This is a genomic window from Bacillus sp. ATD (genome assembly GCF_050585765.1).
Lineage (GTDB): Bacteria > Bacillota > Bacilli > Bacillales > Bacillaceae > Bacillus > Bacillus stercoris.
The window spans coordinates 556,718-575,448 of the sequence record NZ_JBOBQH010000002.1; the positions used below are offsets into that span (position 1 = coordinate 556,718).

20 protein-coding genes and 1 other RNA gene are annotated in these 18,731 nt (G+C 41.2%); 10 read left to right on the forward strand and 11 right to left on the reverse strand.

What is annotated here, in order from left to right; translation table 11 throughout:
• Positions 1-142 precede the first annotated feature (142 nt).
• Positions 143-1,480, forward strand: a complete 1,338-nt coding sequence (locus ACQXR1_RS07565; protein ID WP_430771929.1) for a sodium-dependent transporter — start codon at positions 143-145, stop codon at positions 1,478-1,480.
• A 32-nt stretch (positions 1,481-1,512) separates the two neighbouring features.
• On the opposite strand, the gene ACQXR1_RS07570 is transcribed toward ACQXR1_RS07565, so the two are convergent.
• The 3 genes from ACQXR1_RS07570 to dhaS form a co-directional block, all read right to left on the reverse strand.
• The gene (locus ACQXR1_RS07570) at positions 1,513-2,358 is read right to left on the reverse strand and encodes a superoxide dismutase (RefSeq protein ID WP_430771930.1); all 846 of its coding nucleotides are present in this window, start codon (positions 2,356-2,358) and stop codon (positions 1,513-1,515) included.
• Positions 2,348-4,246 carry a sporulenol synthase gene (gene sqhC / locus ACQXR1_RS07575; protein WP_430771931.1) on the reverse strand — a complete coding sequence of 633 codons (1,899 nt, stop codon included), beginning with the start codon at positions 4,244-4,246 and terminating at the stop codon, positions 2,348-2,350. Before sqhC ends, ACQXR1_RS07570 begins: the two co-directional genes overlap by 11 nt.
• Before the next feature lie 100 nt (positions 4,247-4,346).
• On the reverse strand, positions 4,347-5,834 hold the full coding sequence (gene dhaS, locus ACQXR1_RS07580; protein WP_243572336.1) for an aldehyde dehydrogenase DhaS: 1,488 nt from the start codon (positions 5,832-5,834) through the stop codon (positions 4,347-4,349).
• 229 nt (positions 5,835-6,063) lie between these two features.
• Here dhaS and ACQXR1_RS07585 point away from each other — a divergent pair, with 229 nt between their 5' ends.
• Entirely contained in the window at positions 6,064-6,267 is a 204-nt protein-coding gene (locus ACQXR1_RS07585; protein WP_003231245.1) for a DUF6501 family protein, read from the forward strand.
• 354 nt (positions 6,268-6,621) lie between these two features.
• The gene (locus ACQXR1_RS07590) at positions 6,622-6,966 is read left to right on the forward strand and encodes a PH domain-containing protein (protein ID WP_003220141.1); all 345 of its coding nucleotides are present in this window, start codon (positions 6,622-6,624) and stop codon (positions 6,964-6,966) included.
• 78 nt (positions 6,967-7,044) lie between these two features.
• Here ACQXR1_RS07590 and ACQXR1_RS07595 read toward each other — a convergent pair whose 3' ends face one another.
• Together ACQXR1_RS07595 and ACQXR1_RS07600 are read right to left on the reverse strand one after the other, a co-directional pair.
• Positions 7,045-7,278 carry a hypothetical protein gene (locus tag ACQXR1_RS07595; RefSeq protein WP_014664266.1) on the reverse strand — a complete coding sequence of 78 codons (234 nt, stop codon included), beginning with the start codon at positions 7,276-7,278 and terminating at the stop codon, positions 7,045-7,047.
• Between the two features lie 4 nt (positions 7,279-7,282).
• A complete protein-coding gene (locus ACQXR1_RS07600; RefSeq protein WP_004399338.1) occupies positions 7,283-7,546 on the reverse strand; it encodes a hypothetical protein in 264 nt (87 codons plus the stop codon).
• A 66-nt stretch (positions 7,547-7,612) separates the two neighbouring features.
• Between ACQXR1_RS07600 and yocM the strand changes: the two genes are divergently transcribed.
• Positions 7,613-8,089, forward strand: a complete 477-nt coding sequence (gene yocM, locus ACQXR1_RS07605) for a salt stress-responsive protein YocM (protein WP_014664265.1) — start codon at positions 7,613-7,615, stop codon at positions 8,087-8,089.
• Here yocM and ACQXR1_RS07610 read toward each other — a convergent pair.
• Positions 8,076-8,303 (reverse strand): hypothetical protein, encoded by a 228-nt coding sequence (locus tag ACQXR1_RS07610; protein WP_069149723.1) that lies wholly within the window; start codon positions 8,301-8,303, stop codon positions 8,076-8,078. The genes yocM and ACQXR1_RS07610 overlap by 14 nt on opposite strands.
• A 76-nt stretch (positions 8,304-8,379) precedes the next feature.
• Here ACQXR1_RS07610 and ACQXR1_RS07615 point away from each other — a divergent pair, with 76 nt between their 5' ends.
• The 6 genes from ACQXR1_RS07615 (at position 8,380) to ACQXR1_RS07640 (ending at position 13,503) form a co-directional block, all read left to right on the forward strand.
• Complete coding sequence (locus ACQXR1_RS07615) at positions 8,380-8,712, forward strand: hypothetical protein (protein WP_134975440.1); 333 nt, start codon at positions 8,380-8,382, stop codon at positions 8,710-8,712.
• Between the two features lie 74 nt (positions 8,713-8,786).
• The gene (locus ACQXR1_RS07620; protein ID WP_014664262.1) at positions 8,787-9,278 is read left to right on the forward strand and encodes a TraR/DksA family transcriptional regulator; all 492 of its coding nucleotides are present in this window, start codon (positions 8,787-8,789) and stop codon (positions 9,276-9,278) included.
• A 151-nt stretch (positions 9,279-9,429) separates the two neighbouring features.
• Entirely contained in the window at positions 9,430-10,056 is a 627-nt protein-coding gene (gene azoJ, locus ACQXR1_RS07625; protein WP_014664261.1) for an FMN-dependent NADH-azoreductase AzoJ, read from the forward strand.
• 232 nt (positions 10,057-10,288) lie between these two features.
• Positions 10,289-10,475, forward strand: a non-coding RNA gene (gene ssrS / locus ACQXR1_RS07630) — 6S RNA.
• A gap of 141 nt (positions 10,476-10,616) precedes the next feature.
• The gene (gene recQ / locus ACQXR1_RS07635; protein ID WP_326273608.1) at positions 10,617-12,392 is read left to right on the forward strand and encodes a DNA helicase RecQ; all 1,776 of its coding nucleotides are present in this window, start codon (positions 10,617-10,619) and stop codon (positions 12,390-12,392) included.
• 247 nt (positions 12,393-12,639) lie between these two features.
• Positions 12,640-13,503 (forward strand): LysM peptidoglycan-binding and 3D domain-containing protein, encoded by an 864-nt coding sequence (locus ACQXR1_RS07640; RefSeq protein WP_151257397.1) that lies wholly within the window; start codon positions 12,640-12,642, stop codon positions 13,501-13,503.
• Between the two features lie 550 nt (positions 13,504-14,053).
• On the opposite strand, the gene desR is transcribed toward ACQXR1_RS07640, so the two are convergent.
• The 5 genes from desR to ACQXR1_RS07665 all read right to left on the reverse strand — a co-directional run bounded on the left by desR (position 14,054) and on the right by ACQXR1_RS07665 (position 18,662).
• Positions 14,054-14,653 carry a two-component system response regulator DesR gene (desR, locus tag ACQXR1_RS07645; protein WP_014664257.1) on the reverse strand — a complete coding sequence of 200 codons (600 nt, stop codon included), beginning with the start codon at positions 14,651-14,653 and terminating at the stop codon, positions 14,054-14,056.
• An 18-nt stretch (positions 14,654-14,671) separates the two neighbouring features.
• Positions 14,672-15,784 carry a two-component sensor histidine kinase DesK gene (desK, locus tag ACQXR1_RS07650; protein ID WP_014664256.1) on the reverse strand — a complete coding sequence of 371 codons (1,113 nt, stop codon included), beginning with the start codon at positions 15,782-15,784 and terminating at the stop codon, positions 14,672-14,674.
• Positions 15,785-15,903: 119 nt separating this feature from the next.
• The gene (gene desE, locus ACQXR1_RS07655; RefSeq protein WP_168781014.1) at positions 15,904-16,962 is read right to left on the reverse strand and encodes a fatty acid desaturase DesE; all 1,059 of its coding nucleotides are present in this window, start codon (positions 16,960-16,962) and stop codon (positions 15,904-15,906) included.
• 161 nt (positions 16,963-17,123) lie between these two features.
• Positions 17,124-18,101 carry a S66 family peptidase gene (locus ACQXR1_RS07660; RefSeq protein WP_326273613.1) on the reverse strand — a complete coding sequence of 326 codons (978 nt, stop codon included), beginning with the start codon at positions 18,099-18,101 and terminating at the stop codon, positions 17,124-17,126.
• Positions 18,102-18,164: 63 nt separating this feature from the next.
• Positions 18,165-18,662, reverse strand: coding sequence for an N-acetyltransferase (locus tag ACQXR1_RS07665; RefSeq protein ID WP_040082905.1), 498 nt, complete (start codon positions 18,660-18,662; stop codon positions 18,165-18,167).
• Positions 18,663-18,731 lie beyond the last annotated feature (69 nt).

Here is an 18,731-nt window from a genome sequence, read left to right on the forward strand (position 1 = left end):
AATTTTCTGAATAATTCAATATCAATCGCCGAATAATAGTCGATAAATTTATTATGTAAACTAATCAAAATGTTCTTGACTATATAGGAAGATATTCTTACAATGAACCTTTATAATGGTTAGACAAAATAGGAGTGATAGGGTGAAGGAAGCGAATCAATGGTCTTCGAAGATCGGCTTTATTTTAGCCGCGGCAGGATCAGCTATTGGGCTTGGCGCGATATGGAAATTCCCATATGTAGCTGGAACCAGCGGAGGAGGCGCATTTTTACTTATTTTTATTTTATTTACGGTTTTAATCGGACTGCCTTTATTGTTAGGTGAATTCATCATAGGCAGAAAAACGCAGAAAGATGCCGTTCAGTCCTATAAAACACTTGCTCCAGGAATGAAGTGGCATTGGATCGGATATTTAGGCATGGTAACGTGCTTTATTCTTCTCTCCTTCTACAGTGTCGTCGGCGGGTGGATTTTAATTTATATTATAAAAGGCTTCACTGGCGGTTTGTCACAAACATCTGGTTTTGATACGATATTTGCAAGTACCATTTCAAATCCTTATTTGGCTGTAGGAGGCCAGTTGCTCTTTATGGCAGTGACCATTTTGGTTGTTGCAAAAGGAGTTAGCAGCGGAATTGAAAAGGCTAGCCAAGTATTAATGCCGGCGCTATTTATATTATTTATTATTTTAATGGTGCGTTCTGTTACCCTTGACGGTGCGATGGAAGGGCTCAAGTTTTTCCTGATGCCTGATTTTTCAGCGATTGACGCTAATACCATTTTGTATGCGATGGGCCAGTCCTTTTTCTTATTAAGTGTCGGTGTATCTGTCATGGTTACTTACAGCTCTTATTTAGGGAAACAGGAAAATCTTGTGCAGTCCGCTGTATCAGTAACTGTATTGAACGTACTTGTTGCAGTTATGGCAGGGATTGCGATTTTTCCAGCTGTATTTTCATTTGGTCTCAAGCCAGACCAAGGACCGATTCTGTTATTTAACGTGCTGCCAACTATATTTAATCAAATGCCGTTCGGAATTATCTTTTTATTAGCATTTTTAATTCTATTTTTATTTGCTGCATTGACATCCGCTTTTTCAATGCTGGAAATTTTGGTCGCAGTGCTTTCAAAAGGTGATGTCAATAAGAGAAAACGATTCGCTTGGTTAGGCGGAATCGCTATATTTATTGTCGGTGTGCCGTCTGCACTATCATACGGTGTCTTAAGTGACGTTTCTATATTTCACTTATCCATTTTTGATGCGGCCGACTATCTTGTGAGCAATATTTTAATGCCGTTAGGCGCGTTATTGATCTCGATTTTTGTCCCGCTTAAAATACCGAAACAGGATTTGTTTGACGAGCTGAAAAGCGGTTCCAGCCTCAAACGGAAGTGGTTTGCGGTTTGGCTGCTGCTTATTCGTTATCTATCTCCTGTTGCCATCATCATCGTGTTTTTGCATGTGATAGGCATTTTTTAACACACGAAGCCCCCGGGGAAAGGGGGCTTTTTTTAATAGAGTTTCCAAACGACTTCTTTTGCCTGCTCAAAACGTTTTTCTGCCTCGCGCCAATCCACGACATTCCACCAGTGATCGACATAGCTGGCCCGGTCATTTTTATATTGCAAATAGTAGGCATGCTCCCATACGTCAAGCGGTAAAAGAGGGATCACATCCCACTGGCTGAAGAGCTGGTGTTTTTCTGCTGTTAAAATCTCCAGCCGTCCTGATCGAGGTGCCCAGACCAGAATGGCCCAGCCGACACCTTCCACTTTTTTAGCGGCTTGGGTAAAATGTTCTTTAAAAGCGGAATAGCTTCCAAATGAAAGGTCAATCATTTGAAACAATGCCCCTGTAGGGCGCCGCTTTCCGTTTGGATGCATGGAAAACCAGAAAATACTGTGCAAATAATGGCCTGCTCCATGGAACGCAAGCTCTCTTTCCCAATGAGTGATCAAGTCAAAATTCTTTGTCGCCCTCGCTTTTTTAAGCTCCAATTCTGCTTTGTTCAGGACATCGACATAGCTTTGATGATGTTTTGTATGATGAAGGACCATAATATCGCGTGAAATATAAGGTTCTAAGGCGGAATATTTGTATGGAAGCTTTGGCAGCACATGTTTCCCTATAGGGACATAAGCGCGTCTTTCATTTGTATCATCTGATTCTGTAATATCCCGGTAAAGGGCAGCTGCCTGCTTATACCAATCTTCTTCTGTTGTTTGGTCATCTTCCAGAGCCTCAATCATCTTGTCGATTTGATCTTCGAACTGGTCAAGCTGTCCCCGCTTTTGAATCTGGTCTTTCAGTGCTTCACACCAATTGAACATCTCCGTTTGATAAGATTCACGTTTCATTTGCTGTCTCCTTTTCAATAGAATCAAAATACTTCCCGACAGCCAGCAAAGAGAATACATATGGATAACTGTGATAGCGAATATAAAATTGCTTTGGCAATCCGATTCCTGCTGGATATGCGAGGTTATCAGCGCTGCGTGAACTGCTGTCAGTAAGGTAGTGCATGCCTTTCACAACAGACGGATGTTCGGGATTTTCGTATGTGAGTAAAGCGTCTAAAGCCCAGGCCGTTTGTACAATGGTTCCTCTTTGAAGCGGTACATATGTTTTGATTTCGGCGCTTTTGCAAGATTCTCCCCAGCTCCCGTCATCATTTTGTATGGATTTGAGCCAACGCAGAGCCTTTTGTATAGCGGGGTGCTTTCGGTCAACCCCGCATGCATGCATACCCGTAAGAGCAGCCCAGGTGCCGTAAATGTAGCAAACACCCCATCTTCCGTACCATGACCCATTTTGTTCCTGATTCTGGAAAAGCCACTTCACTGCGCGTTGAATATGCTGATGTTTTTCTGTGAAGCCAACTTTCTCGCCTAAAAAATGCAGTACACGTCCGGTGAGGTCGGCGGTTGAAGGGTCAACTGCAGCGTCCTCGGCGGATTCAAGCGGCAGATGGCGAATCAGTGGATGGTTCACATTTTTTTCAAAAGCAGAAAATCCGCCATCATTGTTTTGCATCGATAAAAGCCAAGACACCCCTCGTTCCCAAGCTGCAGGAGAATAATTGCGGGGAATCGCTTTTAAAACAGCTGCAGTGTCGTCACAGTCAGGGTTATTTGTATTAATGTTTGAAAATCCCCAGCCGCCGGGAATTGAATTTGGATTTTTGACAGACCAATCTGCTATTTTAGCATGCTGGCGTTCTAGCAAAAAGTCGGCTGCTTTTGTAACAAAGCCATCCGTTTCGGTCACACCATTTTTTTGAAGAGCATAGCTGATTAGAGCTGTATCCCAAACAGTTGAAGTAGAGTTTTCTAGATAAGGAATCCCGTTGCATTTAGTCATCAGTGATTTGATACCGTTAATCGCCCTGCTGATAACAGGGGAGTAGCGCGACACACCTAGTGACAGAAGGCTGTAAACCATAAATATGGTTGCACTCGCATAGCTGTATAATGTTCCGTCTTTTTCAATCCGGTCCAGCATATACGTTTTAGCTGTCTGTAAGCCCAGCTGCTGGAACGCAAATGGCGCATGGAAAATGCGTTTCCAATGTGACAAAATAGACGTGAGATCTCTTTCTTCAAAAGCATCAGACCGAAGCCAAGTGAAAGGGTTTTTTGTCATGTGCGGATCGAGATGGCGAAGAGATGAAATATTGCGGTTATTAAGGATAAATCGCTGATTGAGTGTTACAGCCATAGGAGCAAAATGAATACGGGCATATGAGCTGAACTGATAGAAATGAACCGGCAATGTTGGAGGGAGCGCCATAAGTGATAATGGTAAATACAAAGCAGGCCAAGGATAAAGCCCGTTCGCGGCAAGCATCCATTTTGTCATGAAATGTACATGTCTCAAACCTCCATGTGAGATGATAAATTGTTCGGCTTTTTTCATGTGCGGGTCAGATCTGTGAAAACAGCCAGAAGCAAGCATCCCGACATATCCTTGGACGGTAGCCGTTAGATTTCCGGGAGTTTCATCGGGATAATTGATAAATGTGCCATCGGGCTGCTGTTTTGCGCGTATGCCAGCGGCAAGTGCTGATATCAGTTCTTTTTCATTTTTGCCGTCATCTAGGGAGGTAAGGAGCAAAATAAAAAAGGAATTTGTCATGATTGGTCCTTCAAAGCAAAATGTCCATGAACCATCAGCATTTTGCCTGTCTCTTAACTCCGTAACGGTTTTCTTTTGAAAACGCCTCACTTTCTCCTGAAGTGTGCCCACCACGCTCAACTCCTTCAGAAGCATATATATTCAGCATCTTTTATGGGCATTACAGAAAGAAAAAAACTGCTGGCAGGCAGCAGTTTTTTAAACATACATGTTAGTCTTCAAGATTTATCCAAACACTTTTAACTTCTGTGTAATTATCCAGGGCATATGATCCCATTTCTCGTCCGAGTCCCGACTGTTTATAACCGCCAAATGGAGATGCCGCGTCGAACACATTATAGCAGTTCACCCAAATGGTTCCGGCTTGAAGGCGGTCCGCGATATAGTGCGCCTGCTTGACGTTCTCTGTCCACAGTCCGGCCGCAAGCCCATATTCTGAATGGTTTGCCCGTTCAATAACTTCATCGACTGTTTCGTACGGAATGGCAGTCAGCACGGGTCCGAAAATTTCTTCTTTTGCGATGGTCATTTCATCTTCAACATTCGCAAATACAGTCGGTGCGACAAAATATCCTTCTTCAAAAGGACAGCTTCCGCCAGTCACTGCTTTTGCTCCTTCATCTTTTCCTTTTTGAATATAGGAAAGAACGCGTTCATGCTGTTCCTTGCTTACGAGAGGCCCGATTTGCGTATCTTTATGAAGACCCGCTCCTTGGCGGAGTGACTCAGCATAGGACACCATTTCATCAACAACTTCATCATATTGGTCTTTATGAATGAAGACACGGGAGCCCGCACAGCAGACCTGGCCCTGGTTAAACATCACACCGTTTAAAGCGCCCGGGATTGCTTTTTTCAAATTCGCATCCGGCAGAAGAATATTAGGCGATTTTCCGCCCAGCTCCAATGTAACACGCTTAATGCTTTTCGCTGCGGTGGACATGATTTTCTTTCCAATTTCAGTCGAACCGGTAAAGGCAATTTTATCAACCGCTTCGTGGTTCGTCAGGGCTTCTCCCGCATCTTCACCGAATCCCGGAATGATATTGATTACACCGTCCGGGAAACCGGCTTGGTCTATTAATTCTGCCAAATAAAGGGCTGAAAGCGGTGTTTGTTCAGCCGGTTTGAGAACGATTGTACAGCCTGTTGCAAGTGCCGCGCCCATTTTCCACATCGCCATCAGGAGCGGGAAATTCCATGGAATGATCTGGCCGACGACACCGACAGGCTCATGACGCGTATAATTAAAATAAGCGCCGGAAACCGGAATCGTCTGTCCTATTATTTTTGTACACCAGCCGGCGTAATAGCGCATATGCTCGATAGCCAGCGGAATATCTCCATTAGTCGTTTCATTAATTGGTTTCCCATTATCAAGTGTTTCAAGCTGAGCAAGCTCAGTTTTATGCTCTTCCATTAAGTCTGCCAGCTTATACATCAGTCTGCTTCTAGAAGCTGGAGACATTGTTCTCCATTCGCCTTGATCAAAGGCTTTCCGGGCAGCTTTCACCGCTTTGTCCACATCCGCAGCCTGGGCTTCATACAGCGTCATCAAGGTTTCGCCGGTCGCCGGGTTGGGAGTGTCAAAGGTTGCCCCTGAGGCACTCGGAACAAATTTTCCGTCAATATAAAGCTTCTTTGTTCCCTGTAAAAATGTCTCCAGCCTTTTCGTCACTTGCATCGTTAAAGAACTCATTCGTAACAAACCTCCAGTCATTTTTTATGGTCTGTCCTGAGATTCTTGGTGATAGCACATTGATTTCTTGATTGCATAGCAGAAATAAGCTGTGATATTTGCTGCAAACGTAAGCGTATACAAACATTCTATAATAGAAAACAAGGCAAAATCAATGAATAACCGATATTGCAATTTACAAAAGAAAAAAGCTACAATAAGCTTATAGATAAGTAAAGGAGATTTCATCATGATTCATAAAAATTGGCTTGAAAAAGAAACAATCAAAAAGGTAAAATGTGTGCAGACAAACGCAAAAAAATATATCGTAAACCGGGTCTTAACTCCGGGAAAAGAATATGAAGTGAAAAATGAAACAGAGGAGTTTCTCTTTGTGGTCGACAATACGAATAAAGTGGGCGGCTACTATAAAGAATACTTCGAAGAGATGTAATGTTTCCTTAAAGCATCAGACAAACTTGTTAAAAGCAGTCGATACATAAAACCGCAGCTCAGCTGCGGTTTTTTTGTGATTAAACAGGAAATATAAAACAAAATGCATGAAACATTAAAAACAACTTTTTTTATAAAAACATTGCTGAATATTGAAACTTTTTCCTCAATATGTGCGTATTACTTGATGACAACAGCGTAAAAGCTGAAAAACAAATCAAAAATTTGAAAAATGTAATCTGTTCGTAATGGTTTAAATGTCTTCTATGTCGTATTCTTATATAGGGATAAAGGACTTATTTTTATGTAGTGAATGATAAAACAAATAGATAAATGCAGAAAGAGGGGTTCTTCATTGGGTATTTTTTCTGTTAGCAGATCAACGGATGCAAAGAAGCTTGAAGCTTTGCTCGTTGAAGGGGAAAGAATAGAATCGATTTATAAGCTCCGAGTGGACCAAATTTGCTTTACAAATAAGCGGATCATTTTCTTTGACAATAAAATGTTTTCCAAAAAGAAGGTTCGTGTATTTCTTCCATATAAAACAATTGAAAGCTTTGCCATCCAAGAAGCGGGAATGTTCGATCCGGACACTGGGCTTTTACTGATGACAAGAAGCAAAACGTTCGAATTAGAATTTGCGAAAGACACCGATTTAAGCGAAGTTCAGGCGGTGCTGACAAAGCATTTGTGCAGCTGAATATTTGATGAGCCAGCCGTTCAAAAAATGGTTAGGCTTTTTTTTATAAAAAAACAGGGCATATGCGCCCTGTTCTGGTTATACCACACTGTTTTTCGCTGAGTTCGAATCAATAAGATCTGCATCTAATACATTTGAAATCGGTACGACAAGAGGAGTAAAGTCGCCATTTTCTTCTCCAAAGCCTTGATTTATTTTGGCTGATAAAAAGTAATCGACCTGCTGATACGGACCGAGTGTTAAAGAGGAACCACGGTCCATCGTATTGATTTTAAATCCGCCGACATTCACGACGGAGGGTGAAAAGAACATCTCATCACTTCCTTTTGATCGAAGAGTTAACCGCTTCACTTTCAAAAGAGGCCGGAGAATCAATTTGGTCTCTGTCATCCACATGGCTCCTCGTGCCCATAAATCCGCTCGCATCTCCAAAATTCTGTCCGTAGCCTTGATTTTTTTTATCTGAATTTTGCCATTCTGCCAATAAATTTTGTCCTACGTTAACCGCTGAAGCATTTTCAAAGGAATTAATTTTCAGCATGAAAATATTAATATTGATATACGGAGTTGGTTGAACCACAGGCAAACCTCCTTTCTATAGTTGTATGCTGGCGGTTATAAAGTATGTTAAGACAGGGGGCTTCAAATGGATTTCGAAAAGATGAAGCAGTGGATGGAATTCGCACAGCAGATGTACGGCGGTGACTTTTGGAAACAGGTATTTGATGAAGACCAAAAAACCCCTTTTATGACAAATGGCCAATCTCCGTTTCCGTTTTCGCAGCAAGATCAGCGAGGGAAAGGAGATGCTTCATTTCCAAGCATGGATATTGTAGATACCGTTACGGAAGTCCAGTTTTTGATTTATCTTCCAGGCTACCGTAAACAGGACGTTCACATATTATCGTACGGAGATTATTTAGTGGTGAAGGGGCAGCGCTTTTCCTATTTTAATGAACAGGACTTTCGCCAAAAAGAAGGGAAGTACGGAAGTTTTGAAAAGAAAATTCCGCTTTCCGACCATCTTCATGGAAAGATGAGTGCCATTTTTAAAGACGGAATCCTATACATCACCATTCAAAAAGACGAGGGTCAAGCGAAAACCATTGTTATTGATGATTGATTTTCATACTGAGTGCATCTGCCCCGTCACGGTCATCAATTGATTCAATTGGAATGACCATGGCCACAAAATCTGCATTTTGTTCCCCGAAACCGTTATTTCTTTTGATAGCAGAGCACTTGTTCCTTAATTCCGCAGAACCAAAGGTAAGGGATGAGCCGCTGCCTATCGTGTTAGTTTTGAGATGAGCAATATTGATGTTAGTCGGAAGCATGAAAACCTCTCCTTTCTTTGGGATATACACATTATATATGTAGACGAAAGAGGAGTATGCAAAGGGTCGTGATGTCATGAAAAAAATGCTTAGGTCCCTGATCAGGCATTGTTTGAAATCAGAATTTGACAAACTGCGTGAATGTGAAGAAAGGCTTTCACGGCTTGAGGAACAGAACAACAGCAGCAAACAGCAGGCTGAAGAAACCTATATACATATTGAAACGCTGAATGTTGAAAAAATTGATTATCATCTCGAATTCGGCGAGCTGACCATTGATGAACTGAGCGGCAGATTAAATATAGGCGCAACCTATTATATGCCGCCAGAAGAGAAAGACAAAAAGTGCCGGCGAAAATCCGAAGCGCCACCAACACCAGCGGTCACGATCCGTTCAAAAAGGCAGTAGCTCATCCTTCCATCCATGTTCCCATGTTTGACAGGAGGCAAAACGGGAAACAGAATAGAAAGGAGAGGATATACATGGCACTGACAAATGAACAAACACAGCATCTCTATCATAAATTGCTCGATATGCAAAAAGAATTGTCTGGAGAGAAAAAGGAAACAGAATCAATGACAGAAGAAGTGGGGGAGCTTTCCAATGGGGTTGACAACCATATGGCAGATCACGGTACGCTCGTCACAGACCGGATGACAGACCAAACGGTGAGAGAGATTGACCGGGAGCTGTTAGAGGAGGTTAACCATGCATTACAAAAGATGAAAGAAGGAACTTACGGCGTGTGTGAAAAAACGGGCCAAGACATTCCTTACGAAAGACTTGAAGCTGTTCCCTATGCGAGAATGACAGTTGAGGCGCAAGCTGATATGGAGGATGACCTTGAGGCAGATGCTCCTTCATATGAACGAGCGTTTCACGAACAGGTAAAAGATCTATCCAACAAAGAAACAATTGATCAAAAAAGCTCACAGACGTATGAAATCTTGGATCGTGAACAAGATTCGAAGTAAAAATGCCAGGCAAGTACACCGATATTAGATGTACTTGCTTTTTTTTTTGAAAAAAATCTCATATTCAAAATAAAGTGATTGACTTTGAGTAAAAAAGAAAGTAACATACTATTTGTAAGTAAATATAAAAAGTTTACCGGGAGGAATACAAATGTCTACAGTTTTATTTGTAAAATCAAGCGACCGTACAGCTGAAGAAGGCGTTTCAACTAAACTTTACGAAGCTTTCTTAGCTGCTTATAAAGAAAATAACCCTAATGATGAAGTGGTTGAATTAGACCTTCATAAAGAAAACCTTCCTTACCTCGGAAGAGATATGATTAACGGAACATTTAAAGCAGGTCAAGGAATGGAAATGACAGAAGAAGAGAAAAAACAAGCAGCAATTGCCGACAAATATCTGAATCAGTTTGTAAAAGCTGACAAAGTTGTTTTCGCATTCCCGCTTTGGAACTTCACAGTGCCAGCAGTGCTTCATACTTATGTTGATTACCTGTCTCGTGCAGGCGTTACATTCAAATACACACAAGAAGGACCAGTTGGTTTAATGGGCGACAAAAAAGTTGCACTCCTTAACGCGCGTGGCGGCATTTATTCTGAAGGACCAATGGCTTCTTTAGAAATGTCATTAAACTTCATGAAAACAGTTCTTGGTTTCTGGGGTGTTCAAGACTTACACACAGTTGTCATCGAAGGACATAACGCAGCGCCTGATCAAGCGCAAGAAATCGTTGAAAAAGGTTTACAAGAAGCAAAAGATCTTGCTGCAAAATTCTAATGAACAAAAACTCCTATCGCATTGATAGGAGTTTTTTTGTATACATATTTATATAGAAGAAAGTGATGAATCCTCTTAGCGAAAAAAGGCTGTTTTTTTATTGTAATATATTTTTTGATTTGTCGAATCTTTGGATATAATAGCGAAAAAACATTTTTATTGGCTGGAAAAAGTTTTTCTAAACAATTGTTCTGGCCTCTTGATTAAAACCGCCCGATGGTGTACTATATAAAAGAAGCTACTTTGTGCGTATTGTTAATTAAGTTTTAACCTTTAAGCTGTAATAGGGAGTTTTATATCGAAGCCGGAATGTCATGCCTCCATTGCTGAGGACGACAGGAACGTTTCTGCAAACACCCACTTTGAGGAGTGGTGGTTTAAAACTTTCTTACTTGCATACGGCAAGATGTAGCGAAAGCCATTTCCTTTTCGGAAATGGCTTTTTATTTTATCTGAAAAGGTTGGTATAGCAAAAAATTCAATTTTTGTGTGAAAGAAAAGAAGGCCTCTTTTTTATGATATGATGGGGGAAATTCAAGGAAAAGCGAGGTTTACACATTATGTTACATAGAGCCCAATCCCTTTTGGCTCATTATTTTGGTTATGAAAAGCTTCGCAGCGGCCAGGATGAAGCGATCCGCTTGGTAACGGAAGCGAGGCAAAATACGGCCTGTATTATGCCAACGGGAGGCGGCAAATCGATTTGCTATCAAATTCCAGCATTAATGTTTGAAGGGACGACAATCGTCATTTCACCGTTGATTTCCTTGATGAAGGATCAAGTTGATGCATTAGAAGAAGCGGGGATTAACGCCGCCTACATTAACAGCACACAATCCAATCAGGAAATATACGAGAGGCTGAACGGACTCAAAGAAGGGGCTTATAAGCTTTTTTACATTACACCAGAGCGACTAACGTCCACGGAGTTTATCCGGATTTTGCAGGGCATAGATGTTCCTTTGGTCGCAATAGACGAGGCGCATTGTATTTCTCAATGGGGGCACGATTTCAGGCCAAGCTACAGAAATATTGAAATTTTGTTCCGTGAATTACACGCCAAGCCTGTCATCATGGCGTTAACAGCAACAGCCACACCCGAGGTTCATGATGATATTTGCAAACAGCTGCACATTCAAAAAGAAAACACGGTATATACCGGATTTTCACGAGAAAATTTAACCTTTAAAGTAGTAAAAGGAGAAAATAAAGATCGTTTTATAGATGAATATGTGCAAAACAATAGACATGAAGCAGGAATTGTCTATACCGCGACCAGAAAAGAAGCTGATCGGATATATGAGAGATTGAAACGAAATCAGATCAGGGCAGGGCGGTATCACGGAGGTTTGGATGATGATGTGAGAAAAGAGCAGCAGGAAAGGTTTCTTAATGATGAGCTTCAAGTGATGGTGGCAACCTCTGCTTTTGGAATGGGGATTGATAAATCAAATATCAGATTTGTTCTGCATGCACAAATTCCAAAAGATATGGAAAGCTATTATCAAGAGGCTGGACGAGCTGGGCGGGACGGTCTTGCCAGTGAATGTGTTCTCCTGTTTTCACCGCAGGATATTATGGTGCAGCGCTTCTTAATTGAGCAATCAGAACATGAAGAGAAACAAAAGCAGGATTTAAAAAAGCTGAGACAAATGGTCGACTATTGTCATACGGAAGATTGTCTGCAGCGTTTTATCCTTATGTATTTCGGAGAAAAGGAGCCCGATGCGTGCGGACAATGCGGAAACTGCACTGATACAAGGGCGGCCCATGACGTGACGCGGGAGGCACAAATGGTCTTATCTTGTATCATTCGCATGAAAGAACGATTTGGCAAGACGATAGTTGCCCAGGTGCTTGCCGGCTCCAAAAATAAAAAAGTTCTTGAAAACGGTTTTTCAGACCTTTCAACATACGGAATATTAAAACACCAATCAGTTGGCGAAATCAGTGATTTTATTGAATTTCTTATTTCTGACGACTTTATCAGGATGTCAGATGGTACGTTTCCGACTCTTTTTGTCAGCAGTAAAGGAAGGAATGTGCTGAGAGGAGAATTATCAGTCACGAGAAAAGAAGCGTTAAAAGCGGCAGCGATTACTGAAAATGACGAGCTGTTTGAACGATTGCGCATGGTTCGAAAAGAAATCGCGGCTGAGCAGGGTGTTCCGCCATTTGTTGTTTTCTCTGACCAAACGTTAAAAGAAATGTCCGGAAAACAGCCCGTAAATGATGAGGAACTTTTGTCTATAAAAGGAGTCGGAGAACAAAAAAGAGCAAAATACGGCCGGCTTTTTTTACAAGAAATACAGGCTTATGCAAGGATGACAGACTAAAAAAACAGAAAATCAATCTTTTTTTCTATAAAAAACACATTTTATTTTCTCTGTTTTGCCTTAAAATAAAAAGACTTGCGAAGCCTATTATATCAAGGGTTCAGCAAGTCTTTCCATCAGAGAGAAATCCTTCATGTAAAGGAACTGTAATCTAAATCATATCTTTTTGTTATTGATTTGACATTTACGTGTGTTACGATATCACCTGTTAGCCGCCAATAAAAAGCTAACAAGGGAGGATTTACTTATGAAGAAGACGATTATGTCCTTTGTGGCAGTTGCTGCACTTTCAACAACTGCATTCGGAGCTCACGCTTCTGCAAAAGAAATTACGGTGCAAAAGGGTGATACGCTCTGGGGAATCTCTCAGAAAAACGGAGTGAACCTAAAGGACTTAAAAGAATGGAACAAGTTAACTTCTGATAAAATCATTGCAGGAGAAAAACTGACCATTTCTTCAGAAGAAACAACCACTAATGGGCAATATACAATTAAAGCGGGAGATACGCTTTCTAAGATTGCTCAAAAATTCGGCACGACAGTCAACAACCTGAAAGTTTGGAATAACTTAAGCTCTGACATGATCTATGCTGGATCAACTCTTTCAGTAAAAGGTCAGGCAACAGCAGCAAACACAGTTGTTGAGAATGCGCAAACAAGCGCACCTCAAACTGCACCAAAACAAGAGGCTGTGCAAAAAGAGCAACCTAAACAAGAAGCTGTACAACAGCAACCTAAACAAGAAACAAAAGCTGAGGCAGAAACTTCTGTTAACACAGAAGAGAAGGCTGTTCAATCAAATACAAATAATCAAGAAGCTTCAAAAGAACTAACAGTTACTGCTACTGCTTACACTGCTAACGACGGCGGCATTTCCGGCGTTACAGCTACAGGCATTGACTTAAATAAGAACCCGAACGCGAAAGTTATCGCGGTTGATCCTAATGTGATTCCGCTAGGTTCTAAAGTCTATGTTGAAGGCTACGGGGAAGCAACAGCAGCAGACACTGGCGGCGCTATTAAAGGAAATAAAATTGACGTATTTGTACCAAATAAAAGCGATGCATCAAATTGGGGCGTCAAAACTGTAAGTGTGAAAGTCTTAAACTAATGATATAGATTGTGATAAAAGACATGAGCTTTTGGCTTGTGTCTTTTTTTCTTTATCATATGCTGATAAAGAAAAGTGGTCCCGTTTTTCTTTTTGTGTGCGATTCAGGGGCTCCGTGTTCAATGAATGATTTCACATTCCAGAGACATTTTGCACCATGGCATTTATAGCTGGTTGTTAATATCCTTGATCGGCGAAATGAGCTGCTTTTTTGGCGGGTAAAAAGCAGTTGGATGTAGCAGATTTCCTATACGGAATTGGATTCATTTAGGCGATCTTTTATTGTCATATTAGGCACTCTTGCAGAGCTTGTGAGCGGAGTTGGTCAGCAGATGACTTTCCATATTAAATACGCAATTCAATTGATATCAGCAATTCAGCAGATGTGCAGTGGTGGCGATTTTAACAGGACAACAAGTCAATCTGAGGCTGTTAAGCATATCATCGTTCAGCTGGCTTTAAGCGTGAAGGATATCGATCCGTCTAATTCCGGTTCCGGCGATGTATTCAGGTTAACAAAAAAGATCTTGGCATCTGCCAAGATCCTTTTTTATTTAAACCAGCCTTTTTCCTTTGAACGGGTAATGGCTTCGATTCGATTTTTCACTTCAAGTTTTTCTAGAATCATTGAGATATAATTTCGCACCGTTCCGCTTTTGATGCTGAGTTCCTGAGCGATTTCTTTGGTATTTTTACCGTTAGCCACAAGTTCAAGCACTTCTTTTTCTCTATCTGTAAGAGGGTTAGCCTCGCTGTATAAGTCCTCCATCAGCTCAGGTGCATAGATGCGCTTTCCGTTCATAACGCTACGGATGGCGCAGGCGAGTTCTTCGCTCGGACTGTCTTTTAATAAATAGCCTTTTACGCCTGCTTTAATAGCTCTCTGAAAGTAGCCGGGTCTGGCAAAGGTGGTTAGGATTATAATTTTGCAGCCTGTATTCTTTAGCTCCTCGGCAGCTTCGAGGCCTGTTTTTCCAGGCATTTCAATGTCCATAATACATACATCAGGCTGGCGTTTTTTGACAAAATCAACAGCATCTTGGCCGGTTGTCCCTTTTCCTACGACTTCCATATCGTCTTCTAGGTTTAGAAGTGATCCTAAAGCGCCCAGCAGCATTTGCTGATCTTCTGCAATAAATATACTAATCATGTAAGCCATCCTTTATGTTTATTTTGAATTATTAGGAATTGCCATGGTAAGCTTGGTGCCGTTTTCGGTATCGATGTGAAGGCTTCCGTTTGCAAACTCAAGCCGTTCTCTCATCCCGAGTAAGCCATGTCCTTTAGAAAAGGAATTTTCTTCTCCTTTAAATGTTCCATCGTCAGACACTGTAATGACAACTTCCTTCCAGAGCTGCTGAATGTCTACTCGGCAAGTTTTAGCCTGACTGTGTTTGACGACATTTGTGACAGCTTCTTTTAAGCACATGCTCAAAATGTTTTCATTTAGCAATGAGATATTTTCAGGCCACTTCTCTTCTTCATAGATAAACGTAATGTCTGCGGCTTCGAGAATCTGTTTGATGTTGATCAGTTCATCCTTGAGGCGGATGCCTTTCATGGAGGATACGATTTTTCTTACTTCATTTAAAGAAGTTCTCGCTGTTTGCTGAACACTTTTCAGTTCACGAGCTGCTTGTTCGGGATCTTTGTAAATCAATTTTCTCGCTAAGTCGCTTTTTAATCCGATAAGAGAAAGCTTTTGTCCAAGCGTATCATGGAGATCGCGGGCAATTCGCTGACGTTCTTCTAATTTTACCAGTTCTGCAATCCGTTCATTTGCATCCTCAAGCTTTTCTTCCAGCCGTTCGCGTTCCTTACGGCTTCTTATACTGAAGGGTAATAAAATCGCGCTGATGAGGGTAATGACGACAAAAGGAATTTGAGTCAAAAAGAATTCCTTTTTTAATACGAGACTGAAATTAGCTGCGACAGCCGCGCTTATTAAATGGACATAATATAAAATGTGAAAAGGGACGCGTTCCTTAATGTTTCCAATAAAATACGCGATAAAAAAAGCAAAATAAATATAACTGAACAGAGTAATGGAGGACGTCGAAATGCCGATTAATAAAAATCCCCACAAATAAATGGTCCAGCCTTTTGAGACGAAAGCAAATCTATATACGGAAAAAAATAAAAGCGTCAAAATGATGCCGACAATAATAACAAATGTAGATGATGATTTCCATATAAAGTAGAAGGGGAGAATGAAAAATATTGTCCATATATAGGGAGTAATTCCGCTTAGTTTTTGAAATGTAAAATGCTTTTTAATCATGATCTTACCTCATTTTCAGCTTTTCATCTTACTTGTAACTTTATCATTGTGAAAGCCGGAATGCACCCTCCAATAATAAAAAGGAAGTCCTCTAGTATATTAGAAGACCTCCTTCATCATCAGGCGTTCTTTCGCAACTGCTCTTTATCTGGTGAACCAGGCGAAGAGCTTGAAGGTTTATGTTTGATGCCCCGAAAGGACACAAATTGTTTTTTATCTTCATCCCAAAGGCGGAATGCAAGTGATTGCAGACTTGTTTTTAAGGTAATTGTCGGTACGTTTTTTAATGGTTCGTGATGTTCATGAGCCACTTCAAGCTTATAGTTAGGCACCTTTGGACTCAAATGATGCACGTGGTGGTAACCGATATTGCCTGTCAGCCATTGAAGCAGCTTCGGAAGCTTATAAAATGAACTGCCTTCAACAGCGGCCTGAACGTAGCTCCAGTTTTCATCCGCTTCAAAATAAGAATCTTCAAAGGTATGCTGTACGTAAAACAGCCAAACACCGATTGAACCTGAAATCAGAAATATCGGGCCTTGCACGAGCAAAAACGATTGCCAGCCAAAGATCAGACAGCAAGCGGCAGCCAACGCGGCAATTGCCAGATTCGTAAGGTATGTGTTTACACGCTCCTTGCGTCTTGCGCCTTTTTTGTTAAAACGGTTCGTGATCAGAAAAACATAAATCGGTCCGAGAATAAACATGATAAACGGGTTTCTATAAAGTCTGTAGGCAAGCTTTGTTCGTCTGGATGCAGCCTTATATTCGTTCACTGTTAACATCCAGATATCACCTGTTCCGCGTTTATCCAGATTGCTGCTTGTCGCATGGTGAATCGAATGGCTGTGCTGCCATTGAAGATACGGGAATAAAGTCAGGACACCTGTCAGAAAACCAAGAATATGGTTATAGCGTTTTTGTTTGAAAAAAGATTGATGGCAGCAGTCATGGAAGATGATAAAAATTCTTGTCAGAAAACCCGCGGCAATCACTGTTAATGCTAACGTAAGAAGATAGGAGACATTGAGGCTGAGATAAGCAAGAAACCACAGGCCGAAGAATGGAATAAACGTGTTCAAAAGCTGAATCAGGCTGTTTTTCGTTTCAGGCTGAGCAAATGCAGCGACTTGCTTTGTCAGCTGTTTTTGTTTATGTGCAACGGTTTGTTCAGTCATAGTAAGTATCCTCTCATTGTGTGTCTCGGTTCAGTATACGCTAATGAGAGAAGTCTTTTGTAGTAGCACACATCATGCCTCCTATATGACATTTGTCATGTCTGGTGCGCCTTGCATAACCGATTGCGCTAAAAAAGCTTGTAAAAAAATTTACAAGCTGATTAATGTTTATCGATCCATATTCGCGATGTGCCCGAAACAGCTTCAATTCTGCATGTTCCCCCTATAGGGAATGTGGCAATTGGCGAGGTATGTCCAGCATTTATGTTTGCGATGACCGGGATGCCGGATAATTCTTTTTTTGTTTCGATCATGGCTTTTACGAGATCTATTGATACGTTTGATGCTTTCTGAAATCTGCCGATCAAAATACCCTTTACATGTGAAAAAGCGGGGAGGTGGATGAGTGATTGCAGATCGCGGTCAAACATGTGGATGTCTGACATATAATCATCTTCAATCAATAAGATGGTATGTTCTGTTTCTGGAAAATACTCCGTTCCCTGCAGCAAATTAAGCGTGCATAGGTTTCCGCCAATCAAAGTGCCTTCCGCATAACCCTCTTGAATCACAACAGGTCCGTTATTTGGATAAAAGTGCCTGCTTTCTTGATCCAAATACCAGCGGTCATCGCTCCATTCGCTCGAAGGATGAATCTCAAACGGGTCGTCCGAAGCGCAGCAAGAAAGAAAATAATCTTGTGTATAATCGAGCCCTTTTTTCATTGCAAATGTTGAAAAGTGGGGGCCTGAATACGTAACAAGACCCGTTTTTTGATAAATGGCATTGCTGAGGGCCGTTATATCAGAATAGCCGCACAGAATTTTTGGATGCTGTTTGATTTTTTCGTAATCAAGAAAGCGCAGCAGCTGATTTGAATTGAAGCCTCCGAGTGTCGTTAAAATCGCTTTGACGCCTGGATCAAAAAAGGCCGCGTGCAGATCATGGACTCTTGACTCGATAGAGGATGAATCAAATTCGTTACATTCATTTGCATGTTCAGTAATGGTGACCCGATAACCTAAGCGTTCTAATGTTGTTTTTGCTTGAACTTTTGCTTCGTTTGATAATATAGACATGCTGGTTGCGGGAGACACAATCCGGATCTCGTCTCCCTTTTTCAGTTTTGAGGCGTACATAGAACCCTCCATCAATGGTTTTACACCATTACAGCACATCTAGGCTCATTATTCCAGATTTTTTTACAAATCAACCCACTTAATGCTGCCGGATTGTGTATCAGGATCGACGCATACTTTGAATTGATGTTTTTCATAAAAATGAATCAGCCGGTCTACATGATTCCAATCACGCTTGGCAATGTCGCCTGTGACTTTCGGAATATTGTGGTCTCTGGCGATATCTTTTAAATATTTCATGCAAATGGAACCAAACCCGTGATTCGGAGGGCCTTTGATGTCTCCGATATGAATGGCATCATCCTTGTAAGACGCTACAAGTGAAAAACTGCCTTTTCCTCTGTAAGCCGTTTTACAATCAGTAAGCATAATTTTGCATGTTTGGCCATCATCAATCGAGGAAACAATCATCCACTCTTGATGTTTCGATTGATCAATACCAAGCACTTTGGCATCCTTAGATAAATCCTTCATATTCTCCTGCATTCGGTAAATTTGAAATTCTAATTCATTTAGCTCTTCCTCAAGCTCTTGACGATTTTTTTCTTTAATAGTAAACAAGATCAAACTCCTTTCAAAAAACTGCTTAGAAACACAGTTACCAATTGTATTAGAAGAGAGGCGTATTGT

Coding starts and splice junctions, on each gene's coding strand:
- ACQXR1_RS07570 (WP_430771930.1), bottom strand. CDS start 2,358: ATGAAACGTGAATCTTATCAAACGGAGATGTTCAATTGGTGTGAAGCA.
- dhaS (WP_243572336.1), bottom strand. CDS start 5,834: ATGAGTTCTTTAACGATGCAAGTGACGAAAAGGCTGGAGACATTTTTA.
- ACQXR1_RS07585 (WP_003231245.1), top strand. CDS start 6,064: ATGATTCATAAAAATTGGCTTGAAAAAGAAACAATCAAAAAGGTAAAA.
- ACQXR1_RS07595 (WP_014664266.1), bottom strand. CDS start 7,278: ATGTTCTTTTCACCCTCCGTCGTGAATGTCGGCGGATTTAAAATCAAT.
- yocM (WP_014664265.1), top strand. CDS start 7,613: ATGGATTTCGAAAAGATGAAGCAGTGGATGGAATTCGCACAGCAGATG.
- ACQXR1_RS07610 (WP_069149723.1), bottom strand. CDS start 8,303: ATGCTTCCGACTAACATCAATATTGCTCATCTCAAAACTAACACGATA.
- ACQXR1_RS07615 (WP_134975440.1), top strand. CDS start 8,380: ATGAAAAAAATGCTTAGGTCCCTGATCAGGCATTGTTTGAAATCAGAA.
- ACQXR1_RS07620 (WP_014664262.1), top strand. CDS start 8,787: ATGGCACTGACAAATGAACAAACACAGCATCTCTATCATAAATTGCTC.
- azoJ (WP_014664261.1), top strand. CDS start 9,430: ATGTCTACAGTTTTATTTGTAAAATCAAGCGACCGTACAGCTGAAGAA.
- recQ (WP_326273608.1), top strand. CDS start 10,617: ATGTTACATAGAGCCCAATCCCTTTTGGCTCATTATTTTGGTTATGAA.
- ACQXR1_RS07640 (WP_151257397.1), top strand. CDS start 12,640: ATGAAGAAGACGATTATGTCCTTTGTGGCAGTTGCTGCACTTTCAACA.
- desR (WP_014664257.1), bottom strand. CDS start 14,653: ATGATTAGTATATTTATTGCAGAAGATCAGCAAATGCTGCTGGGCGCT.
- desK (WP_014664256.1), bottom strand. CDS start 15,784: ATGATTAAAAAGCATTTTACATTTCAAAAACTAAGCGGAATTACTCCC.
- desE (WP_168781014.1), bottom strand. CDS start 16,962: ATGACTGAACAAACCGTTGCACATAAACAAAAACAGCTGACAAAGCAA.
- ACQXR1_RS07660 (WP_326273613.1), bottom strand. CDS start 18,101: ATGTACGCCTCAAAACTGAAAAAGGGAGACGAGATCCGGATTGTGTCT.